Source organism: Roseibium sp. HPY-6 (assembly GCF_040530035.1).
In the GTDB taxonomy this organism is placed as follows: Bacteria; Pseudomonadota; Alphaproteobacteria; order Rhizobiales; family Stappiaceae; genus Roseibium.
In genome coordinates this window covers 1,003,849-1,020,437 of the sequence record NZ_JBEWCD010000001.1, presented here as the reverse complement: position 1 = coordinate 1,020,437, position 16,589 = coordinate 1,003,849, and the positions used below count along the sequence as shown (strand labels likewise).

The 16,589-nt window shown below is 58.1% G+C and carries 14 protein-coding genes and 1 other RNA gene; 7 read left to right on the top strand and 8 right to left on the bottom strand.

The window, feature by feature from the left end:
- Positions 1–19 precede the first annotated feature (19 nt).
- Both ABVF61_RS04885 and ABVF61_RS04880 read left to right on the top strand, forming a co-directional pair.
- Positions 20–739 carry a response regulator gene (locus ABVF61_RS04885; protein ID WP_353992400.1) on the top strand — a complete coding sequence of 240 codons (720 nt, stop codon included), beginning with the start codon at positions 20–22 and terminating at the stop codon, positions 737–739.
- Between the two features lies 1 nt (position 740).
- Entirely contained in the window at positions 741–2,081 is a 1,341-nt protein-coding gene (locus ABVF61_RS04880; RefSeq protein WP_353992399.1) for a sensor histidine kinase, read from the top strand.
- Between the two features lie 8 nt (positions 2,082–2,089).
- On the opposite strand, the gene ABVF61_RS04875 is transcribed toward ABVF61_RS04880, so the two are convergent.
- Positions 2,090–2,656 (bottom strand): tetratricopeptide repeat protein, encoded by a 567-nt coding sequence (locus tag ABVF61_RS04875; protein ID WP_353992398.1) that lies wholly within the window; start codon positions 2,654–2,656, stop codon positions 2,090–2,092.
- A gap of 130 nt (positions 2,657–2,786) precedes the next feature.
- On the opposite strand from ABVF61_RS04875, the gene ABVF61_RS04870 reads away from it, so the two are divergent.
- The gene (locus ABVF61_RS04870; protein ID WP_353992397.1) at positions 2,787–3,677 is read left to right on the top strand and encodes a 50S ribosomal protein L11 methyltransferase; all 891 of its coding nucleotides are present in this window, start codon (positions 2,787–2,789) and stop codon (positions 3,675–3,677) included.
- Between the two features lie 96 nt (positions 3,678–3,773).
- Here the strand turns inward: ABVF61_RS04870 and ABVF61_RS04865 are convergent, their stop codons facing one another.
- On the bottom strand, positions 3,774–3,977 hold the full coding sequence (locus ABVF61_RS04865; protein WP_299473566.1) for a hypothetical protein: 204 nt from the start codon (positions 3,975–3,977) through the stop codon (positions 3,774–3,776).
- Positions 3,978–4,225: 248 nt separating this feature from the next.
- On the opposite strand from ABVF61_RS04865, the gene ABVF61_RS04860 reads away from it, so the two are divergent.
- Positions 4,226–6,040: an aminopeptidase P family protein gene (locus ABVF61_RS04860; protein WP_353993667.1), complete on the top strand. Its 1,815-nt coding sequence runs from the start codon at positions 4,226–4,228 to the stop codon at positions 6,038–6,040.
- A gap of 100 nt (positions 6,041–6,140) precedes the next feature.
- Here the strand turns inward: ABVF61_RS04860 and ABVF61_RS04855 are convergent, their stop codons facing one another.
- Entirely contained in the window at positions 6,141–7,784 is a 1,644-nt protein-coding gene (locus ABVF61_RS04855; protein WP_353992396.1) for a chloride channel protein, read from the bottom strand.
- Positions 7,785–7,893: 109 nt separating this feature from the next.
- A complete protein-coding gene (locus ABVF61_RS04850) occupies positions 7,894–8,394 on the bottom strand; it encodes a thioesterase family protein (RefSeq protein ID WP_353992395.1) in 501 nt (166 codons plus the stop codon).
- A gap of 140 nt (positions 8,395–8,534) precedes the next feature.
- On the opposite strand from ABVF61_RS04850, the gene ABVF61_RS04845 reads away from it, so the two are divergent.
- Together ABVF61_RS04845 and ABVF61_RS04840 are read left to right on the top strand one after the other, a co-directional pair.
- Positions 8,535–9,950, top strand: coding sequence for an FAD-binding oxidoreductase (locus tag ABVF61_RS04845; protein WP_353992394.1), 1,416 nt, complete (start codon positions 8,535–8,537; stop codon positions 9,948–9,950).
- Between the two features lie 180 nt (positions 9,951–10,130).
- A complete protein-coding gene (locus tag ABVF61_RS04840) occupies positions 10,131–13,949 on the top strand; it encodes an AsmA family protein (RefSeq protein ID WP_353992393.1) in 3,819 nt (1,272 codons plus the stop codon).
- On the opposite strand, the gene ABVF61_RS04835 is transcribed toward ABVF61_RS04840, so the two are convergent.
- From ABVF61_RS04835 to ssrA, 4 genes are all read right to left on the bottom strand, one after another.
- Positions 13,950–14,174, bottom strand: coding sequence for a ribbon-helix-helix domain-containing protein (locus ABVF61_RS04835; RefSeq protein ID WP_353992392.1), 225 nt, complete (start codon positions 14,172–14,174; stop codon positions 13,950–13,952).
- A gap of 5 nt (positions 14,175–14,179) precedes the next feature.
- The gene (locus ABVF61_RS04830; protein ID WP_353992391.1) at positions 14,180–14,389 is read right to left on the bottom strand and encodes a DUF4169 family protein; all 210 of its coding nucleotides are present in this window, start codon (positions 14,387–14,389) and stop codon (positions 14,180–14,182) included.
- Positions 14,390–14,406: 17 nt separating this feature from the next.
- Positions 14,407–14,985, bottom strand: coding sequence for an SspB family protein (locus ABVF61_RS04825; RefSeq protein WP_353992390.1), 579 nt, complete (start codon positions 14,983–14,985; stop codon positions 14,407–14,409).
- Between the two features lie 187 nt (positions 14,986–15,172).
- Positions 15,173–15,543, bottom strand: a transfer-messenger RNA (tmRNA) gene (gene ssrA / locus ABVF61_RS04820).
- A gap of 162 nt (positions 15,544–15,705) precedes the next feature.
- Between ssrA and ABVF61_RS04815 the strand changes: the two genes are divergently transcribed.
- Positions 15,706–16,500: a thymidylate synthase gene (locus ABVF61_RS04815; RefSeq protein WP_353993666.1), complete on the top strand. Its 795-nt coding sequence runs from the start codon at positions 15,706–15,708 to the stop codon at positions 16,498–16,500.
- Positions 16,501–16,589: the final 89 nt, after the last annotated feature.

Here is a 16,589-nt window from a genome sequence, read left to right as displayed (position 1 = left end):
ACAGGCCTATGGTCCGCGCATGCAGAAGACGTCGCACATACTGGTTGTCGAGGATGATCCGGAAATCGGAATGCTTATCAAGCGGCACCTGATCGCCAACGATTTCAAGGTGACCCTTGCACGTGATGCGCCAGAAATGGACAGGCTTCTGGCCAGCAATCGCGTTGATCTGATCGTTCTCGACATCATGCTGCCCGGCGAAGACGGCATCAGCATCTGCCGGCGTCTCAGGGCGACAGGTGCAATGCCAATCATCATCGTCTCCGCCAAGAACGAAGACATTGACAGGGTGATCGGCCTTGAGGTGGGCGCCGACGACTATCTTCCCAAGCCGTTCAACCCACGTGAATTAATCGCGCGTGTCAGGGCACTCTTTCGCAGAGTTGACCTTGGCGGTGTCGCATCCCCGATCGAAAGCGGTAAACTCTGTTTTGAAGGCTGGGAAATGGAGTGCCGCGCAAGACATCTCTTCAATGCCGACAAGGCGCTTGTGTCGCTGACGCCGGCCGAGTTCAATCTGCTCCAGGTCTTGGCGGAGCGAAGTGGCCGGGTCCTGAGCCGCGACCAGCTCATCGAACTTACCATGGGCCAGATCGGGGCTTCCAACGGCCGCAACATTGATATTCTGGTCAGCCGCCTGCGGTCCAAGCTTGAAGCCGGAGGTGCGCCTTACCAGTACATTCGCACAGTGCGCGCCGGCGGCTATGAATTTGTCGCGCCTGTAACGCGCGAAGGATGACATGATCAGGCGTTTGTGGCCGGATTCGATGCTGTATCAGGTCCTCGTCCTGATGTCGGTCGCAGGTTTCCTGATGATCGTCGCCACGGTCGTCGTGGTGCTTTTCTTGAAATCAGCGCTGGAAAACAATCTTGCGCTCATGAACAGCCACAAGGTCAGTCTCGCGATCGGCAAACTCAACGAGACGCCTGCCGGTAACAGGTTGGCGGTGCTTGAAGACATACGCCGCTCGGCCCCGAATGTGAATATCTGGTTTGTCAGCGAGGACGACCTCAAGGCCGCGACCGGCGTTGAGGGCGGAAGACGGTTTGGTCCTTTTCACCTGGGTGACACGCTCCTTGGCATGAAGGTCGAGCATGTGCTCGGCCCGCGCGACCTTGGGTTTGGCAAAGCGCCGCAACTGTTCATAAGGCTGTCCGACGGCAGCCTCATCCGTGCGGAATGGGGATTTCGCGGGCCGCCGCCACCCATACTCGGGCTCCCGTTTTATCTGTTCTTCGGCTTTCTTGTGCTGACAATAGTTGCGCTCATGCTTTGGGCAGCACGCTCGCTCATAAGACCTATGGAGAACCTTGCTCAATCGGCCGAAACGTTTGGCGAAGGTTCGACAGTGCCGGTTCCTGTCAAGGAAGCCGGCCCGAGAGAAGTGCGGTCAGCGGCGCAGGCTTTTAATCGCATGCAATTGAGAATTAACGACTTTCTTGAAAAACGAACACGAATGCTGGCCGCAATCAGCCATGATCTGCGCACACCGCTCACACGTCTGCGTCTGCGTCTCGATCTTCTGGAAGACGATGACATCAGGGACCGGAGCCTTGAAGACCTCAATATCATGGATCATCAGATCAACGCGGCGCTGACTTTTTTGCGGGACGGTGCAAGTTCGGAAGAACCGATGCGCATTGATGTGCCCAGTCTTCTTCATGCACTTGTCGACCAATATTGCGACCTCGGATTTTCGATCGAACTTCGTTGCATCGGCCAGTTTTCGATCACGGCCCGGCGCAGTGAACTGGTGCGCGCGCTCTCCAACCTGCTCGACAACGCGAACAAATACGCAGACACCGTCGAGATCGACGCCAGTTCAGATGATGCAAGGGTGCGGATCGACATAATCGATCACGGTCCGGGTATTCCCGAACCGGAAAAACACCGACTTCTTGAACCGTTTGAACGGGGCGATCACGCGCGAAAAATCTTCAAGGACACTGGCTTCGGATTAGGATTGCCGACCAGCAAGACGATCGTGGAGGCCAGTGGTGGTAGTCTGGAACTGCGCGACACACGGGGCGGCGGCCTGACCGTTCGTCTTACTTTTCCGCTCGCCAAAGCTCCAAACTAGACAACTTTTCAGAGATCAACGCCCTTGGGTTTGATCAGCATGGAGCGTTCCTGCAGATACGGATGAATCTCAACGGCCTCGCGCAGCGTTTCCTGACCAAGTTTGACGCGACCGAGCGTCATATAGATCATCGCTTTGCCGGAAAGAGCCCCGAAGTGACGCGGTTCAAGCTCGAGAACCCGTTCGATATCGTTGAGGCTGGCTTCGTAATTGCCCTGAAGGAAAAGAATGAATGCGCGCTGGTTCCAGCCCTCGGCATAGCTCGGGGCTTCTTTGACAACTTCGTCGAGAATGTCCCTGCCGCCTTGAAAGTCGTACTGCTCGCGCTTGCGCATCGCAGATTCCACTTTCGATTTCAGTTGAGGGGTCGGGGCTGCTTCGATCCACGACTGCCAGATATCTCTTTCGATGCTTTTGGCTTCCGCTTCGGTGGTCGCGTTTTTCAGCGCTTCAAACAGATCGTCGCGCACGGTATCCGCAATGGCGATTCCCGCGATCGTACACAGGCAGATCAGAAGAACCGCAATCAGCCTGTTTGCATAAAGTTCCGAATGTCGCATCAAGTTCATTGTCATCGCGCGTCTCCCTTTGGGAATCATGGCGCAAAAACCGGAATTGGCCAGTCAATTGTTATTGACGCTGGTGTGTTCGTGCCAGTGCGGCTATACCGCTCGCCTTGGTCAATCTATCAAAGTGGATACGGGAATGAGAACCATCCGGGTGCGGATCGTAGCGGAGGAACTGGAAGCCAAACGGATTGCGGATATCCTGGAGCAGGCGTTCGAGGACGATGGCAACCCCGTTTCCATTTACGAGACTTCCGATGACGGCCGCATATGGTCGGCTGAAATTCTGCTTTTCGAGATGGACCCGGACGAGGCGGCGGATCTTGTGCGTGACCGTGTCGGGTCCGACGCATTTGCAGCACCGATCGAGGCGGAAGAACTTCCCGACATCAACTGGGTGGAAAAGAGCCTCGAAGGGTTGAAACCTGTACGTGCCGGCCGCTTTGTCGTTCATGGAGGCCATGACCGTACGAAAGTTACAGCCGGCGCAATTGGGATCGAAATCGAAGCGGCCCAGGCCTTCGGGACTGGACACCACGGGACGACCGCCGGATGCCTGGAGGAAATCGACCGGCTCCTTTCGATGCGCGAATACAGCAACATTCTCGATCTGGGAACCGGGACTGGTGTCCTTGCGATCGCAGCTGCCCTCAAGAACCGTCAGTCTGTGCTTGCAACGGATATCGACCCGATAGCGACAAAAACAGCGCTTGAGAACGCGCGGCTCAACGGGGCAGGTCACCTGGTCAGCGGTTTTACGGCAAATGGTGTTGAAGACCGGCGGTTCGGTGCGTACGGCCCCTTTGACCTCGTCATTGCGAACATTCTGGCGCGTCCGCTCATGAGAATGGCAAAATCAATCGGGCACCAGATGACCGGCACTGCGACGCTTGTCCTCTCCGGATTGCGGGTGGAGGACGGTCCCCGGATCCTGTTTGCCTATCGTTGCCAGGGCTTTGTATTGGACCGGCGCCGGGAGAAAAACGGGTGGCTGACGCTGACCCTGGTGCGTGGCCGCAAGACGGCCTGAAAGCGCGGGCGAAGATGGCCCGGAACTGAAAAGGGCCTGCCGGTCAACCGGCAGGCCCTTTTTCATATGCACAGTGCTGTTGAGCGCCTGAGCCCCTTAGAACGGGTTGGTCATTGACCCTTCACGTTCCAGCTGCTTGCGGTCGTAGCCGTGAGCTGCGAGCGTGGCGTCGTCCAGAGACAGCAGGTAGCCATTGACGTAGCGGCGAGCCTGCTGGGACCGTGCTTCAACCATGCGGTCGAATGCGCGGCGAACGAAGCTGGAGCCGGTGCGTGTCGAAGTCGTTGTTGCGATAGTCATCGTGGTTATTCCCATTTGAAGATCAAGAGCTTCCCTAGGGAGAAACGTCTTTATTCGTTGTTGACCCCTATATGCGCCTTTCTGGTGCTTTCAGGTAGGTCTTCAAATGCATGACTGCTCTGCGTCTTTCGCATATGCGAGATGAAATTTTGCATTGCAATATTGAGGTTGTGGTTTCCGAATCTCCTGGTTTTGCGGAAAAATTATCCGGCTTGATCCAAGCGTACGGTCAAATTACCGTGCCGCTCATGTTCCAATCCTTCGACGATCTGACTGATCCCTCCTGCGGAGCGCCGCGTGCAGCGCTTCTCAGATCCGAACTTGCCCGCCGTGGTCTCGACGGCTTTCTGGTTCCGCGCGCTGATGCGCATCAGGGAGAATATGTACCGCCGCATGATTGCCGCCTGCAGTGGCTGACTGGCTTTACAGGGTCTGCCGGTGTTGCTGCGGTGCTGGGCGACACGGGCGCTATTTTCGTTGATGGCCGCTACACGATCCAGGTACGCGAACAGGTCGATCTTGAGGTCTTTGAAGCACGGCACCTTATCAACGATCCCGTTTCGGCCTGGTTGGCGGAGACCTTGAAACCCGGCCAGAAACTCGGCATCGACGCAATGCTCCACACGGTGCGCGAAGTCCGCCGGTTGCGAGAGGTCTGTGAAAAGGCTGGCGCTGAACTGGTGACTCTGGACGACAACCCTGTCGACAGCGTTTGGGAAGACCGGCCTGAGCCTCCCGTGGGTGCAGTTTCTCTTTATCCCGTTGAACTTGCGGGAAAACCTTCGAATGAGAAAATTGCCGAAATCCAGAGCGCGCTTGAAGACAAGGGCGCTGATGCCTGCGTTTTGACGCAACCTGACTCGATCGCGTGGCTTTTTAATATTCGTGGTTCCGACGTCGAACACACCCCGCTGCCGCTGTCCTTTGCAACCTTGCCCGCTAAAGGCAAGCCATCGCTCTATATCGACGGCAGAAAGCTTTCCAACTCGGTACGGGACGCTCTTCTGGATCTTGCGGAGCTGGCAGAACCGGCCGATTTCAGAGCCGGATTGAATGCGTTCGGAGAGGCAGGGTCCAAGGTCATGATTGATCCGGCACTTGCGGGCATCGGCATAGCCGATGCCATTACCGATGCAGGCGGCACATTGATTGAAGCGCAGGACCCGGTTCTGCTGCCAAAAGCCCTCAAGAACGCGACCGAGCTCAAGGGCGCGCGCGAGGCGCATCTGCGCGATGCAGCCGCCTATGTCAATTTCCTGTGCTGGTTTGACGAAGAAGCTCCCAAGGGCGCGCTTGACGAGATTGGCGTTGCTGAGAAGCTGGAGGAATTTCGGCGGGCGACCGGTGTTCTCAAGGATATCTCGTTCGATACGATTTCCGGCGCAGGTCCGAATGGTGCGATCTGTCACTATCGGGTGAGCCGTTCCAGCAATCTGAAAATTCCGGTTGGAAAGCCGTATCTGATCGATTCAGGCGGACAGTATGAAGACGGCACCACCGATATTACGCGCACGCTGGCCGTCGGCGAGATGACCGCTGAGATGAAGAAGCACTACACGCTCGTTCTCAAAGGCCACATTGCTGTCTCCACGGCGCGGTTTCCGCAAGGAACGACCGGGGCGCAGCTGGATCCGCTCGCCCGTATCGATCTTTGGAAAGCCGGTCTCGATTTCGATCACGGCACCGGCCACGGTGTCGGCGCTTATCTGAGCGTTCATGAAGGGCCACAGCGGATCGCCAAGACGGGCACCGTGCCGCTCAAGCCGGGGATGATCCTGTCGAATGAGCCCGGATATTATCCGGCCGGCGAATACGGCATCAGGCTTGAAAACCTGGAAATCGTCACCGAAGCGCGTGATGTTGCCGGCGGAGAGCGACCGATGCTTGGGTTCGAAACAATCACGCTCGTGCCTATGGACCTGCGTCTCATTGATGTGAGTCTTCTCACGACCGCCGAACGCGACTGGCTAAATCGCTATCACGCGCGTGTACGCTCTGAAGTGGGACCGCTGGTTCGTGCGAAGGAACGGATCTGGCTCGAGAAGGCGACAGAGGCGGTTTAAGGCGGCTTTGTCTCTTTGCTGCGGCCAGACCACGCTGGTGAACGGTCCCGGATCAAGCCCGGGACGGCGCTCGGGCGCTTGATTGGCGTACACCGCGGGCTTAGTGGTGTTCTTCCTTGGTGGCCTTGATCAGCGCTGCGTTGAAGTAGCGAAGGCCCCTGACGTGGCGCGCGAGACCGATTACCTTCGTGGCATCTCCCTTGCGCACGACCGGAAGCGTCGCCTTGCCGCAGGAATCGAAGCTTTTGAGGGCGCTTTCAAGCGTATCCGTGTCGTGTAGATAAGGCCCGTCCTCGCCGGGATTGAAGTCCCGCTCTTCCTCGTCTTCCGGAGGGGGATCCATAAAGTCCCGCACCTTGACCGTTTCGCTCAGGAACTGGTGCGCGCCTTCATTCACAAAACAGCCACGCATGCCAAGTTGCCAGTGGAAATAGGATTTGCCATGGACAGCCTGCGTCAGTCCCGTGGCGATTGAAACGGCAAGCAGAAGCGCAATGGAGAGTGCGTAGCCGCCGGTCAGTTCGAATACGATCACCGTCGTCGAAAAGGGTGCGCCTAGGACTGCCGCGGCGACAGCGCCCATGCCCAGGATTGCGTATAGTCCGTGGCTGGACGCCATTTCGGGAAATACCGATGCCGCAATCAGTCCGAATGCGCCACCTGTCATGGCGCCAAGATAGAGGGACGGCGAAAAGATTCCGCCCCCGAATCTAGAGGCGAGCGTGATTGCCGTGGCCGCCGTCTTGACGACCAGCAGTGTCAGCATGGTGTTGATGGTCAGCTCGTGTTTCAGTGCAAGGTCCGTCGCCTCATAGCCGACCCCGAGAATTTCAGGATAGAACACGCCGATCGCACCGACGACAAGCCCACCGACTACCGGCCGGAGCCATAAGGGCATCGTGATGTTGCGTGCGGTCCAGTCGCTGCCGATCAGGGCAAACTGGAAGATGATGGCAACTGCGGCACAGGTCAGCCCCAGCAGGGCGAACGCCGGGATCTCGAGATACGACGTAATCTCGTACTGAGGGATCTCGAACGCCGCGACATTGCCGAACCAGAGACGCGACAACAGTGTGCCCATGACCGAGGCAAGGACGATCGGCACAAATGCGGAAACGGCGTAATGCGCGAGAACGACTTCATGCGCAAACAGGACACCCGCAATTGGTGCGTTGAAGGATGCTGATACACCACTGGCCACCGCGCAGGCGAGGAGCGTGCGCCGGGCCGAGTCGGGCAGTTGAAAAAACTGGCAAACCGCAGTGCCAAGGGTCGCACCCAGGTGAACAACAGGGCCTTCGCGGCCGGCGCTCGCGCCACCGCCGAGCGAAATCACGGTCACCAGCGCGGACCATAAACCCGCCTTGAGCGGCAGGCCGCGACCGCCATATGCGCGCGCTTCGATCACGTCCGCAACACCGCCCGCGCGCTGATAAGGATGGTACTTGTGCAAGATCCATCCCACCAGAAGACCGGCCACTGCGGGCGCAAGCATGATGATCCACCACGGTTGCTGAACGGCGGCCTGGATCGTGAGTTCCGTCGTCGTACGCAACCAGGGCCACTGAATGAGGCCTATTGCTGTCCGAAAGGCGATTGCGGCCAGGGCGACCAGCGCACCAACGAAGATGGCCAGGAGCCAAACCAGGGGCAGCTTGTTGGCCCGGAACTGACGCACGTTCGGCGTGATCCAGCTGATAAGGATGTCTGGAAGCTGGCCGGCAGTTTCTATTATTTTTCGCATCGGTCGGGCCGGAAAGTGGAACCATTGTCTGAACAGGATCCATTTTGCCCGAGTCGGCGGGAAAGAACAGGTCTTCCAGCGCATTAAGGCGCAATATCACTCCAAAATGTCATGAACTTGCTCTTTTGGGGATCTCGATGCGCCTTCCTGATCTTTCAGGCAGGGGGAGACCGGCCTGTGCCGTGGCAAGGGCTTCAAGGTTCACGACAATATCGTCCGGCCAAGGCACGACTTTGCGCGCGGCCATATCGACGTGGAGGCACATTTGCTCAGACGTTGCCGAAAGCCAGTCTTCCTCCGCGTGTCTCAATTCCTGAAAGAAGTGGGCGCGCTTGGAATCGAAGCCGATCAATTGCAGCGTGACGACGACCGGCATGCCGGCGCTCAATTCGCGCACATAACAGACATGGACTTCAGCGGTGAAAAACGATGCATTCCGCGTCTTTGCATATTCAGATCCCATTCCCAGGCCTTCGAAGACCTCATCGACCGCCGTGTCGAACAAAACGTTGTAATACGCCATGTTCAGATGGCCGTTGTAGTCGATCCACTCGTCCTTGACGGACATGACCCTGCTCTTGACCGGCCCGGGGCCCCACACAGCCGACATCTTGATCTCCTTAAGAACTTTCCGGCAACGCTTTGCCGTCAATGGCGGTTTTGGCTTTGACCTTTTTGTGTTCCGCTAACATATTCACAATTGTAAAGCAGGGCCAAGTTCAGCCGCTGCAAGAAGGAAATTGGTCAGAAATGACACTAGAAGCAAAAGCACTCTCCGCCGAAGACGCGCGCGACGGCGTCGAAGCTGTTATTGCAGCATTGCGGGCACGGTTCGGCGACCGCTGTGCAACATCTCAGGCCTTGAGAGAACAGCACGGCCACACGACGACATGGCTTATCAACCAGCCACCGGACGCGGTGGTATTTGCCGAAACGACCGAGGAAGTGGCCGAGACCGTAAAAACCTGCGCGGCCGCAAATGTCCCGGTAATTGCATTTGGAACCGGAACATCGCTGGAAGGTCATGTAAATGCGCCTCGCGGTGGAATATCGATTGACCTCAGCAGGATGAACAGAGTTCTTGAGGTGAATTCCGAGGATCTAGACTGCCGTGTCGAGGCCGGTGTCACGCGCAAGCAGCTCAACAGCTACATCAGAGACACGGGTCTTTTCTTTCCGATTGATCCGGGTGCGGACGCAAGCCTTGGAGGCATGGCGGCGACCCGGGCATCCGGCACGAACGCGGTTCGCTACGGCACAATGAAAGACGCTGTTCTCGGCCTCACAGTTGTGACCGCGGACGGGCGTATCATCAAAACAGGCGGGCGCGCGCGCAAGTCCTCCGCCGGATATGATCTTACGCGGCTTTTTGTCGGCTCCGAAGGCACGCTTGGTGTGATTACCGAACTGACGATCCGGCTTCATGGTCAGCCGGAGGCGATCTCAGGCGGCGTCTGCCCGTTTCCGGATGTGGAATCTGCATGCCAGGCAGTGATCATGACCATCCAAATGGGTCTTCCCGTCGCGCGAATTGAATTGCTCGACAGTCTCCAGGTGAAAGCCTGCAATGCGTACTCGAACCTGGATCTCGCAGAGACCCCGACACTGTTCCTGGAGTTTCACGGCTCGGAAGCAGGGGTCGAAGAGCAGTCCGAAACCTTTTCCGGCATTGCAGAAGAGTTCGGCGGCGGCCCGTTCAAATGGGCAACGGTAGCGGAGGACCGCTCGAAGTTGTGGGCGGCCCGGCATGATGCGTACTGGTCAGGGCGCAGCCTCAGGCCCAATGCGCAGGTCGTAGCGACAGATGTCTGTGTGCCGATCTCAAGGCTTGCTGAATGTGTCACACAGACCGCCGCGGACATCGAAGCAGAAAACCTGCTTGCGCCGATCGTCGGTCATGTCGGCGACGGAAACTTCCATGTCCAGGTCCTTGTGGATCAGAATAATCCGGAAGAAATGCGCAAGTGCGAGGCATTCATTGAACGGCTTGCCATCCGTGCGCTTGACATGGATGGCACATGCACCGGTGAACATGGCGTTGGCCAGGGAAAACAGAAATACATGCGGCGTGAGCATGGAGATGCCCTGGAATTGATGCAATCGATCAAACAGGCGCTCGATCCGCACGATTTAATGAATCCGGGCAAGATCCTGCCGCAGTCGTGATATTGTATCGAATCAGTTGACTAAGCTCGTTTTAACCGCGGCAGATTATGTGTGTAGCGCGGGACGTATCTTTCCGAGTATGTGTTTGCGGTGCAACAAAGATACGCTACACGTGGCCGGTATAGGCTCCGGTGACTTTGGAGAACAAGGAGACAAAGCCTGAACTCCGTTTACATCACGTTGGGAATATCCGTCATCCTGGTGCTGGTCGCGGCACTGGTGGGGCCCTTCTTTGTCGATTGGACCGTCTATCGGTCAACTTTCGAGAGTTACGCGGAGCGTGCGCTCGGGCACAAGGTGACAGTGCTGGGCGAGGCGGATCTGAGGCTCTTGCCGGCGCCATCCATCAGTTTCTCAGACGTACGGGTCGGGGAAGCGGAAGACCCGCTGCTTGTGGTCTCCCAATTCAACGTGCGGATAGAACTACCGCCGCTGCTCAAGGGCGAGATCCGCGTTATCGACATGGAACTCGACCGGCCGCATCTGTCGCTGTCGCTGGACGAAGGCGGCAGGCTCGATTGGCTGACGGCACGCACCTCGGATGGTGCGCTGGCCAATCTTCCGCCCGACGATGTTGCCTTCGAGAAGATCACGATCCGCGATGGGGCGCTTTCGGTCGTTGATGCACGGTCGGGCGAAACACACAGGTTCGACGACGGCAACCTTTCAGTGAGCGCCAGGTCATTGGCCGGTCCGTTCAAGGCAACCGGCAGCCTGACGCTCGATGGCGCGCCCTATAATCTGTCGATCGCGACGGGCCGCGCTCAAAAGGACCTGGGCATTCGCGTGAAGGGGGAACTCACCCCCATCAATTGGGCGGTGAATTTCGCCTTTGATGGCATGCTGCAACAATCGGATGCTGCGCCCGCCTTTGACGGCAATTTCGACATCGCGTCGATCATCCTCGACGAAAGCGATGCCAACAGCTGGTCGTCCGAAGGCCGGTTCACGGCTGACATTGCGGAAGTCGCGGTTCCCGAATTCGAATTCCGCTACGGTCCGGAAGACAAACGTCTCAGCGTTTCCGGGAGTGCGGATCTGGTCTATGCCGGGAACAAGCGTTTTGAGATACGAGCGAAGTCCAAACAGGTCGACCTGGATCGGTTGTTGGGCGGTGGCCCCCAGGCGCCGGTCGAACTCAATGCGGCAAGCGGCCAGCTGATTTCAGCGCTGCGCGCGGTGCCACTGCCGCCTATCGACGGCTCAATTTCGCTGGATCTGCCAGCTTTGGTCGCTGGCGGCGGAATTGTTCAAAACGTCCGCCTTGATCTCGAAACCATGCTTGGCGGCTGGCGGGTCGCACGTTTGGCAGGCCGTTTCCCCGGGCGAACGACTGTTGCGACGCAGGGCGACCTCGGCCTTGAGCCGACAATGAGTTACCGCGGCGCTGTTTCCATCAATTCCGATCAGCCAGGATCGTTTCTGGGATGGTGGCAGCAAAGAGAATCCAAAGCGTCGGCGATGGAGCCAGTCGCACTGGAAGGCCGGCTGAACCTGCTCCCGGAAGGCGCCGCCGTGAACAATCTTCGCATCACGACGGCTGGATCGGAAGCACGCGGAGCGCTGGCCTACCGCAAGCCGCGCAACGGCAACGCCGAGTTTTCCCTCAATCTGGAAGCAGACCGGCTTGATCTCGATGCTGTCGAGAGCATCGCTGCACTTGTCCGGCCAGAACAGGCGGATACCGGCGAGACCAGGGACCCGGCAGGTCTCGACGTCTCCTTGCGTTTGCGCGCCAAGGAAGTCACAGCCCGTGGTGTCGACGGCAAGGGTCTGGCTCTTGAAGCTGAGTACACCGACGGCGGTGTCCGCATCGACCGGCTTTTTGCCGAGGACTTTGCCGGCACGCGTCTGGATGTCACCGGAGAAATCAGCAATCTCTTCTCAGCTCCGGAGGGCGCCGTCGCTGGTGACCTGAATGCCCGCGACCTTTCCGGACTTGTGGCTCTGGCAGGAAGTGTCTTTCCCGATACCGAATTCGCAAAACGCCTTGAGAGAGCTGCCGGCAGCCTTGTCCCGGCAGCGTTCCAGGGCGAGCTCAAGGCTGCAACCCTCGGCGAGGGAACTGACATGACCCTCACGCTGGATGGTGTGGCAGGCGGGGCAGAGGCTTCGGTGAACGCGGAGCTGAAAGGCCGTGTTGACGATTGGCAGGACGGAGAAGTCAATCTTGCGGTTGGTATGAAGGGGCCGGATGGCGGCAAGCTTTTGCAGCAGCTCGGATTTGACGTTATCCCCGTGTCTGAGGCCAGCGAAGGAAGGCTTTATGCGATTGCCTCCGGCGTGCCCTCGAACGGACTTGCCGTTGAACTGGATGCCTCCATCGGATCGTCGGAGTTGAAAGCAGCCGGCACTCTCGTTTTGCAGCCCGATACGGCGCCTGGCCTGAAGGCCAGCGTTGCAGCGAAGACAGACGATCTTGCGCCGATTGCATTGATGGCAGGACGGGTCATGCCGGTAATGTCCGGGTCGCTCCCTGCCGAGCTCGCATTTGATGTCGCACTTGCTGAAGGTGCGCTGGACATCAGTAATGCATCGGGAAGTCTGGGCAGCACCTCGTTTGAAGGACAGTTGAAGGGGAACCTGGAGCCGGCCCCGGGCGAACGGAACCGTCGCTTTTCCGGAGCTCTTGCTGCGAGCGAAGCGGATCTGCGCAGTATGACGGAGCTTGTTCTGGGGCCTGACCAGTGGTTTTCGGCCGGAGATGGGACGAGTATCTGGCCGACCGAAACCTTCGGCACGCCCTTGCTGGACCGCCTTGACCTGACACTTCAGTTTGAAGCCGGCCGCTTGCTGATTGATGAGCAAACAGAGATTTCGAACCCGAAGGCGGAGCTTCGCCTGTCTCCGGCGCTGATGCGCCTGGATGGTCTGTCCGGTGCTTTCGCCGGGGGCGCTCTGAACGGAAGTCTGTCCGTGAAGCGTTCAGATGCGGAAGCGGCAATCTCCGGGCGTGTCAAACTCGATCGCGCAGATATTCGTCAACTCGTCTGGCGGCCGGACAGCCGAGCAGTCGCGTCAGGCACAATGGATCTTTTCCTGGAGTTTGAGGGGGCAGGGCGGTCGATATCGGCGATTGTTGCCGGATTGAACGGAGGCGGAACCTTTTCCATGGCGGACGGAGACTTCCGCGGACTTAACCCGCAAGCCTTCCCGCTTGTGACGCGAGCCGCCGATGCCGGTTTGGAATTGCAGGATGACAGGATCCGCGACGTTTTCGTCAGCCATATGGGGGCGGGCAGCCTGCCGTTCGAGAGGGTTGATGGCACGCTCACACTGGTCGGTGGACGTTTGAGCGCGCGAAACGTGGTTGTTGATTCAGCCCGCGCGGAAATCTTCGGATCAGGTGAACTGGATCTCAGGTCTTACGATCTCGATGCCGATTTCTCTTTGAAGGTCGATCCGGGCGAAGACGCGGTCACAGGCGCAGAACCCCAGGTCGGTTTGCTGTTTGAAGGCCCCGTCGATGCACCGGCACGGCGTGTCGACATAGCTCCCTTTACCGCTTACCTCACGTTGCGCGCTTTCGAACAGGAAGTTGAAAGGGTCGAAAGGCTTCAGGCAGAGATCCTTGAACGGGATAGGATTGTCCGTGAGTTGAAGCGGCAGCGGCAGGCGAGGGACCGTCGCGTACGCGAAGCGGAAGCAGCTGCCCTCGCTGCGGAAGAACTGGAACGCCTTCGCATTGAAGAAGAGGCACAGGCGCTTGAAGAGCAATCGGAGCGGCAGATCGAAGAAGAAGCTGCGCCGCAAGGCGACTCTGTTCCTGAGCCAAGGCAACAGAGCAATTTGCAACAAGGTGGTGAGGATGCGCCCTTCGCGGAGCGCATAAGGGCGCTTCTCGGAGACGATGACCCGCAGACAACGCAGTCTGTAACCACTTCAACACCGGCAGCCAAACCGGGCAATAACCTGCCGCCGCTTGATCCGCCGGTTTCGATCGAAGACCTGATCACACAGGATGTGGGCGCACCATTGGTCCTACCGGGCGCTCAGTAATCAGAACTCAACCGCAAAGGACCTGACTTTTCGGAGCGCCCACACGCGCACTGCCGAAGACAGCGGGTCGTCCGTATCGCGATTATCGTCGATTTCGGCGATCAGGCTGGCCAGTGACTGCTTTTCCTGCTCCGCATGCGCATCCACGACTTCCCAGAATTCCGGTTCCAGGGCGAGGCTTGTGCGATGACCGTGAAGGGACAGCGAGCGTTTGACGAGAGCCATCGGTGTCAGGAGGGGGTGTCATCGCCGGGGGAGGAGTCGGATGTCAGACGATGCGAATCGACCTGCTTCTCGAGTTCCTCGCGCCTCTGGCGGGCGGCATCGCGTTCGGCTTTGGAACGTCCGAAACTGCGCCGGTTGTCTTCAGCGCGTTTTTCTTTTTCTGCACGCTGCTTCTGCTTGCGCACCTGGCGCAGATTTACGATCTCCGCGCTCATTAAAAACTCTCCGGGTTTCAGGTTTTTTTGCGAAAGGCGTCGAGGGACACAACTTCGCCGCCGCCATCGCTTTCGACCGCTTTTGCAACCACCTGTTCCGCATCGGCTTTGTCGGCAGTCGCCGCTTCGGCACCATCGCCATCGCCCGGCTTGTCGGACTCGTTGTCAGCGTGTTCCTGCTCCGCCTTGGCAAGTTCTTCGACCGCTTCCAGAAGCTCTTCGGGCAGTTCTTCCGCCGTTTTTCCGGGGTCGAATTCGAGCGCAAACTGAACTGAAGGATCGAAAAAGCCCTTGATCGCCGAGAAAGGCACCAGGAGTTTCTCGGGTACACCTCCAAAGGAAAGACCGACCTCAAAGGCGTGTTCGCCGATAGCAAGGTCCCAGAACTGGTGTTGCAGGACGATGGTCATCTCCTGCGGGTAGCGCTCTTTCAGTCTTTGGGAAATGCGCACGCCGGGGGCGTTGGTGTCGAAAGCTATGTAGAAATGATGGTCACCGGGAAGGCCCGTTCGTCCGACCTCGGCAAGGATCTTCTTGACCGCGCCCCTGAGCGCGTCCTGTATCAGGATATCGTATCGCAGAAGGTCTTCAGACATCAGTTCTCGTCGAATCTTGCTTTGATGTTGGGTCACTCGACCCACATTGACGGTCCGTGGACAAAAAGAAAAGCCAATTTTCCAAGTGATACCAGATTAATGCGTCTTTCAGGAGAAGGCTATGCCAATGCATGCATTCATGCCGAAAAGTGCTTGGTAAATTGGTCAGGGGAAGGCGTAAAAGGAAGGTGAAGGCTTCTGTTGCCAGGTGCCTTCGAACCCCGCCTGCCGGTGCTAACCCAGCAGGGCTTTAAAGGACTACTGGCACTGCATTACGCAGCGACAGCGTTGTCCATAGCATAGTTGTCGTTTGCAACTATTAGAACAGCCCGATAACGGTGGTACAATGCCGAGCAAAAGCACAGTCTTTACGCCCTCGTCGATCCTATTTCGCCCCCGCCGAAACCCGCGAAACATCCGCTGATTGGTCTCACGGGCTTGGGTGGAGGCGCCGGGTACCGCCCCCGGGTCCGATAGGTTTATTGCACTGACAGTTTATTGCCATAGCTGGAGACCAGCCTGCCTGATATAAGCGCTTCGGCCCTGAAATGAAAGAGGCTTTCCGGCAGAACGGCTGCTTAGCCGGCTTGCTCTGACGCCGGTTCACGGTCGCAACCATTAGAACACGATCTGGGGAAAGTGTGTTCAAGGGGCTGTGTTTTGCCGAAAATCTGCGAAGTTAACGCCATCCGCTCCATGTCCAGTCTGAAAGGCGTTGCCGTGCAGCAATATCTCGACCTCCTGACGAAAATTCTGGACGAAGGCATCGATCGGGGCGACCGGACAGGTACGGGCACGCGCTCGATCTTCGGGCATCAGATGCGCTTTGACCTGGCGGCAGGGTTTCCGGTCGTCACGACCAAGAAACTGCACCTGAGGTCGATCATTCACGAGCTGCTCTGGTTTCTGGCCGGCGACACGAATATTCGCTATCTCAACGAAAATGGCGTCAAGATCTGGGACGACTGGGCAGACGAGAACGGCGAACTCGGCCCCGTTTACGGCTACCAGTGGCGGTCCTGGCCGGCACCTGACGGCCGCACGATCGACCAGATTGCGAAGCTGCTTGAGATGATACGTTCGAGCCCGGAAAGCAGGCGCTTGATCGTGTCGGCCTGGAACCCGGCTCTGGTCGATGAAATGGCGTTGCCACCGTGCCACGCCTTGTTCCAGTTCTATGTGGCCGATGGCAAGCTGTCTTGCCAGCTTTACCAGCGCTCGGCAGACGTCTTCCTCGGTGTCCCGTTCAATATTGCCTCATATGCGCTGCTCACCATGATGGTTGCTCAGGTGACAGGCCTGAAGCCGGGTGACTTCGTACATACGCTCGGCGATGCGCATCTTTATTCGAACCACCTCGAGCAGGCCCGCGAGCAACTCACCCGCAACCCGCGTCCCTTGCCGGAAATGAAAATCAATCCTGACGTCACCGATCTTTTCGCGTTTAAATTTGAGGACTTCGAACTGACCGGCTATGACCCGCACCCGCACATCGCGGCGCCAATTGCAGTTTGAGGCTGTCTTTCTTTGTCTTTGTCCTCCCTGCGAAGCCAGGGATCCCGTCGTCACCGACCCGACCGCGCCTTGCGAGCGCTGCGGCGTAC

Excerpts from the sequence above, each read along its gene's own strand:
- ABVF61_RS04855 (WP_353992396.1), bottom strand. The coding sequence starts at position 7,784 with ATGCGAAAAATAATAGAAACTGCCGGCCAGCTTCCAGACATCCTTATC.
- ABVF61_RS04870 (WP_353992397.1), top strand. The coding sequence starts at position 2,787 with ATGAGAACCATCCGGGTGCGGATCGTAGCGGAGGAACTGGAAGCCAAA.
- ABVF61_RS04875 (WP_353992398.1), bottom strand. The coding sequence starts at position 2,656 with ATGACAATGAACTTGATGCGACATTCGGAACTTTATGCAAACAGGCTG.
- ABVF61_RS04860 (WP_353993667.1), top strand. The coding sequence starts at position 4,226 with ATGTTCCAATCCTTCGACGATCTGACTGATCCCTCCTGCGGAGCGCCG.
- ABVF61_RS04845 (WP_353992394.1), top strand. The coding sequence starts at position 8,535 with ATGACACTAGAAGCAAAAGCACTCTCCGCCGAAGACGCGCGCGACGGC.
- ABVF61_RS04865 (WP_299473566.1), bottom strand. The coding sequence starts at position 3,977 with ATGACTATCGCAACAACGACTTCGACACGCACCGGCTCCAGCTTCGTT.
- ABVF61_RS04850 (WP_353992395.1), bottom strand. The coding sequence starts at position 8,394 with ATGTCGGCTGTGTGGGGCCCCGGGCCGGTCAAGAGCAGGGTCATGTCC.
- ABVF61_RS04835 (WP_353992392.1), bottom strand. The coding sequence starts at position 14,174 with ATGGCTCTCGTCAAACGCTCGCTGTCCCTTCACGGTCATCGCACAAGC.
- ABVF61_RS04825 (WP_353992390.1), bottom strand. The coding sequence starts at position 14,985 with ATGTCTGAAGACCTTCTGCGATACGATATCCTGATACAGGACGCGCTC.
- ABVF61_RS04880 (WP_353992399.1), top strand. The coding sequence starts at position 741 with ATGATCAGGCGTTTGTGGCCGGATTCGATGCTGTATCAGGTCCTCGTC.
- ABVF61_RS04830 (WP_353992391.1), bottom strand. The coding sequence starts at position 14,389 with ATGAGCGCGGAGATCGTAAATCTGCGCCAGGTGCGCAAGCAGAAGCAG.
- ABVF61_RS04885 (WP_353992400.1), top strand. The coding sequence starts at position 20 with ATGCAGAAGACGTCGCACATACTGGTTGTCGAGGATGATCCGGAAATC.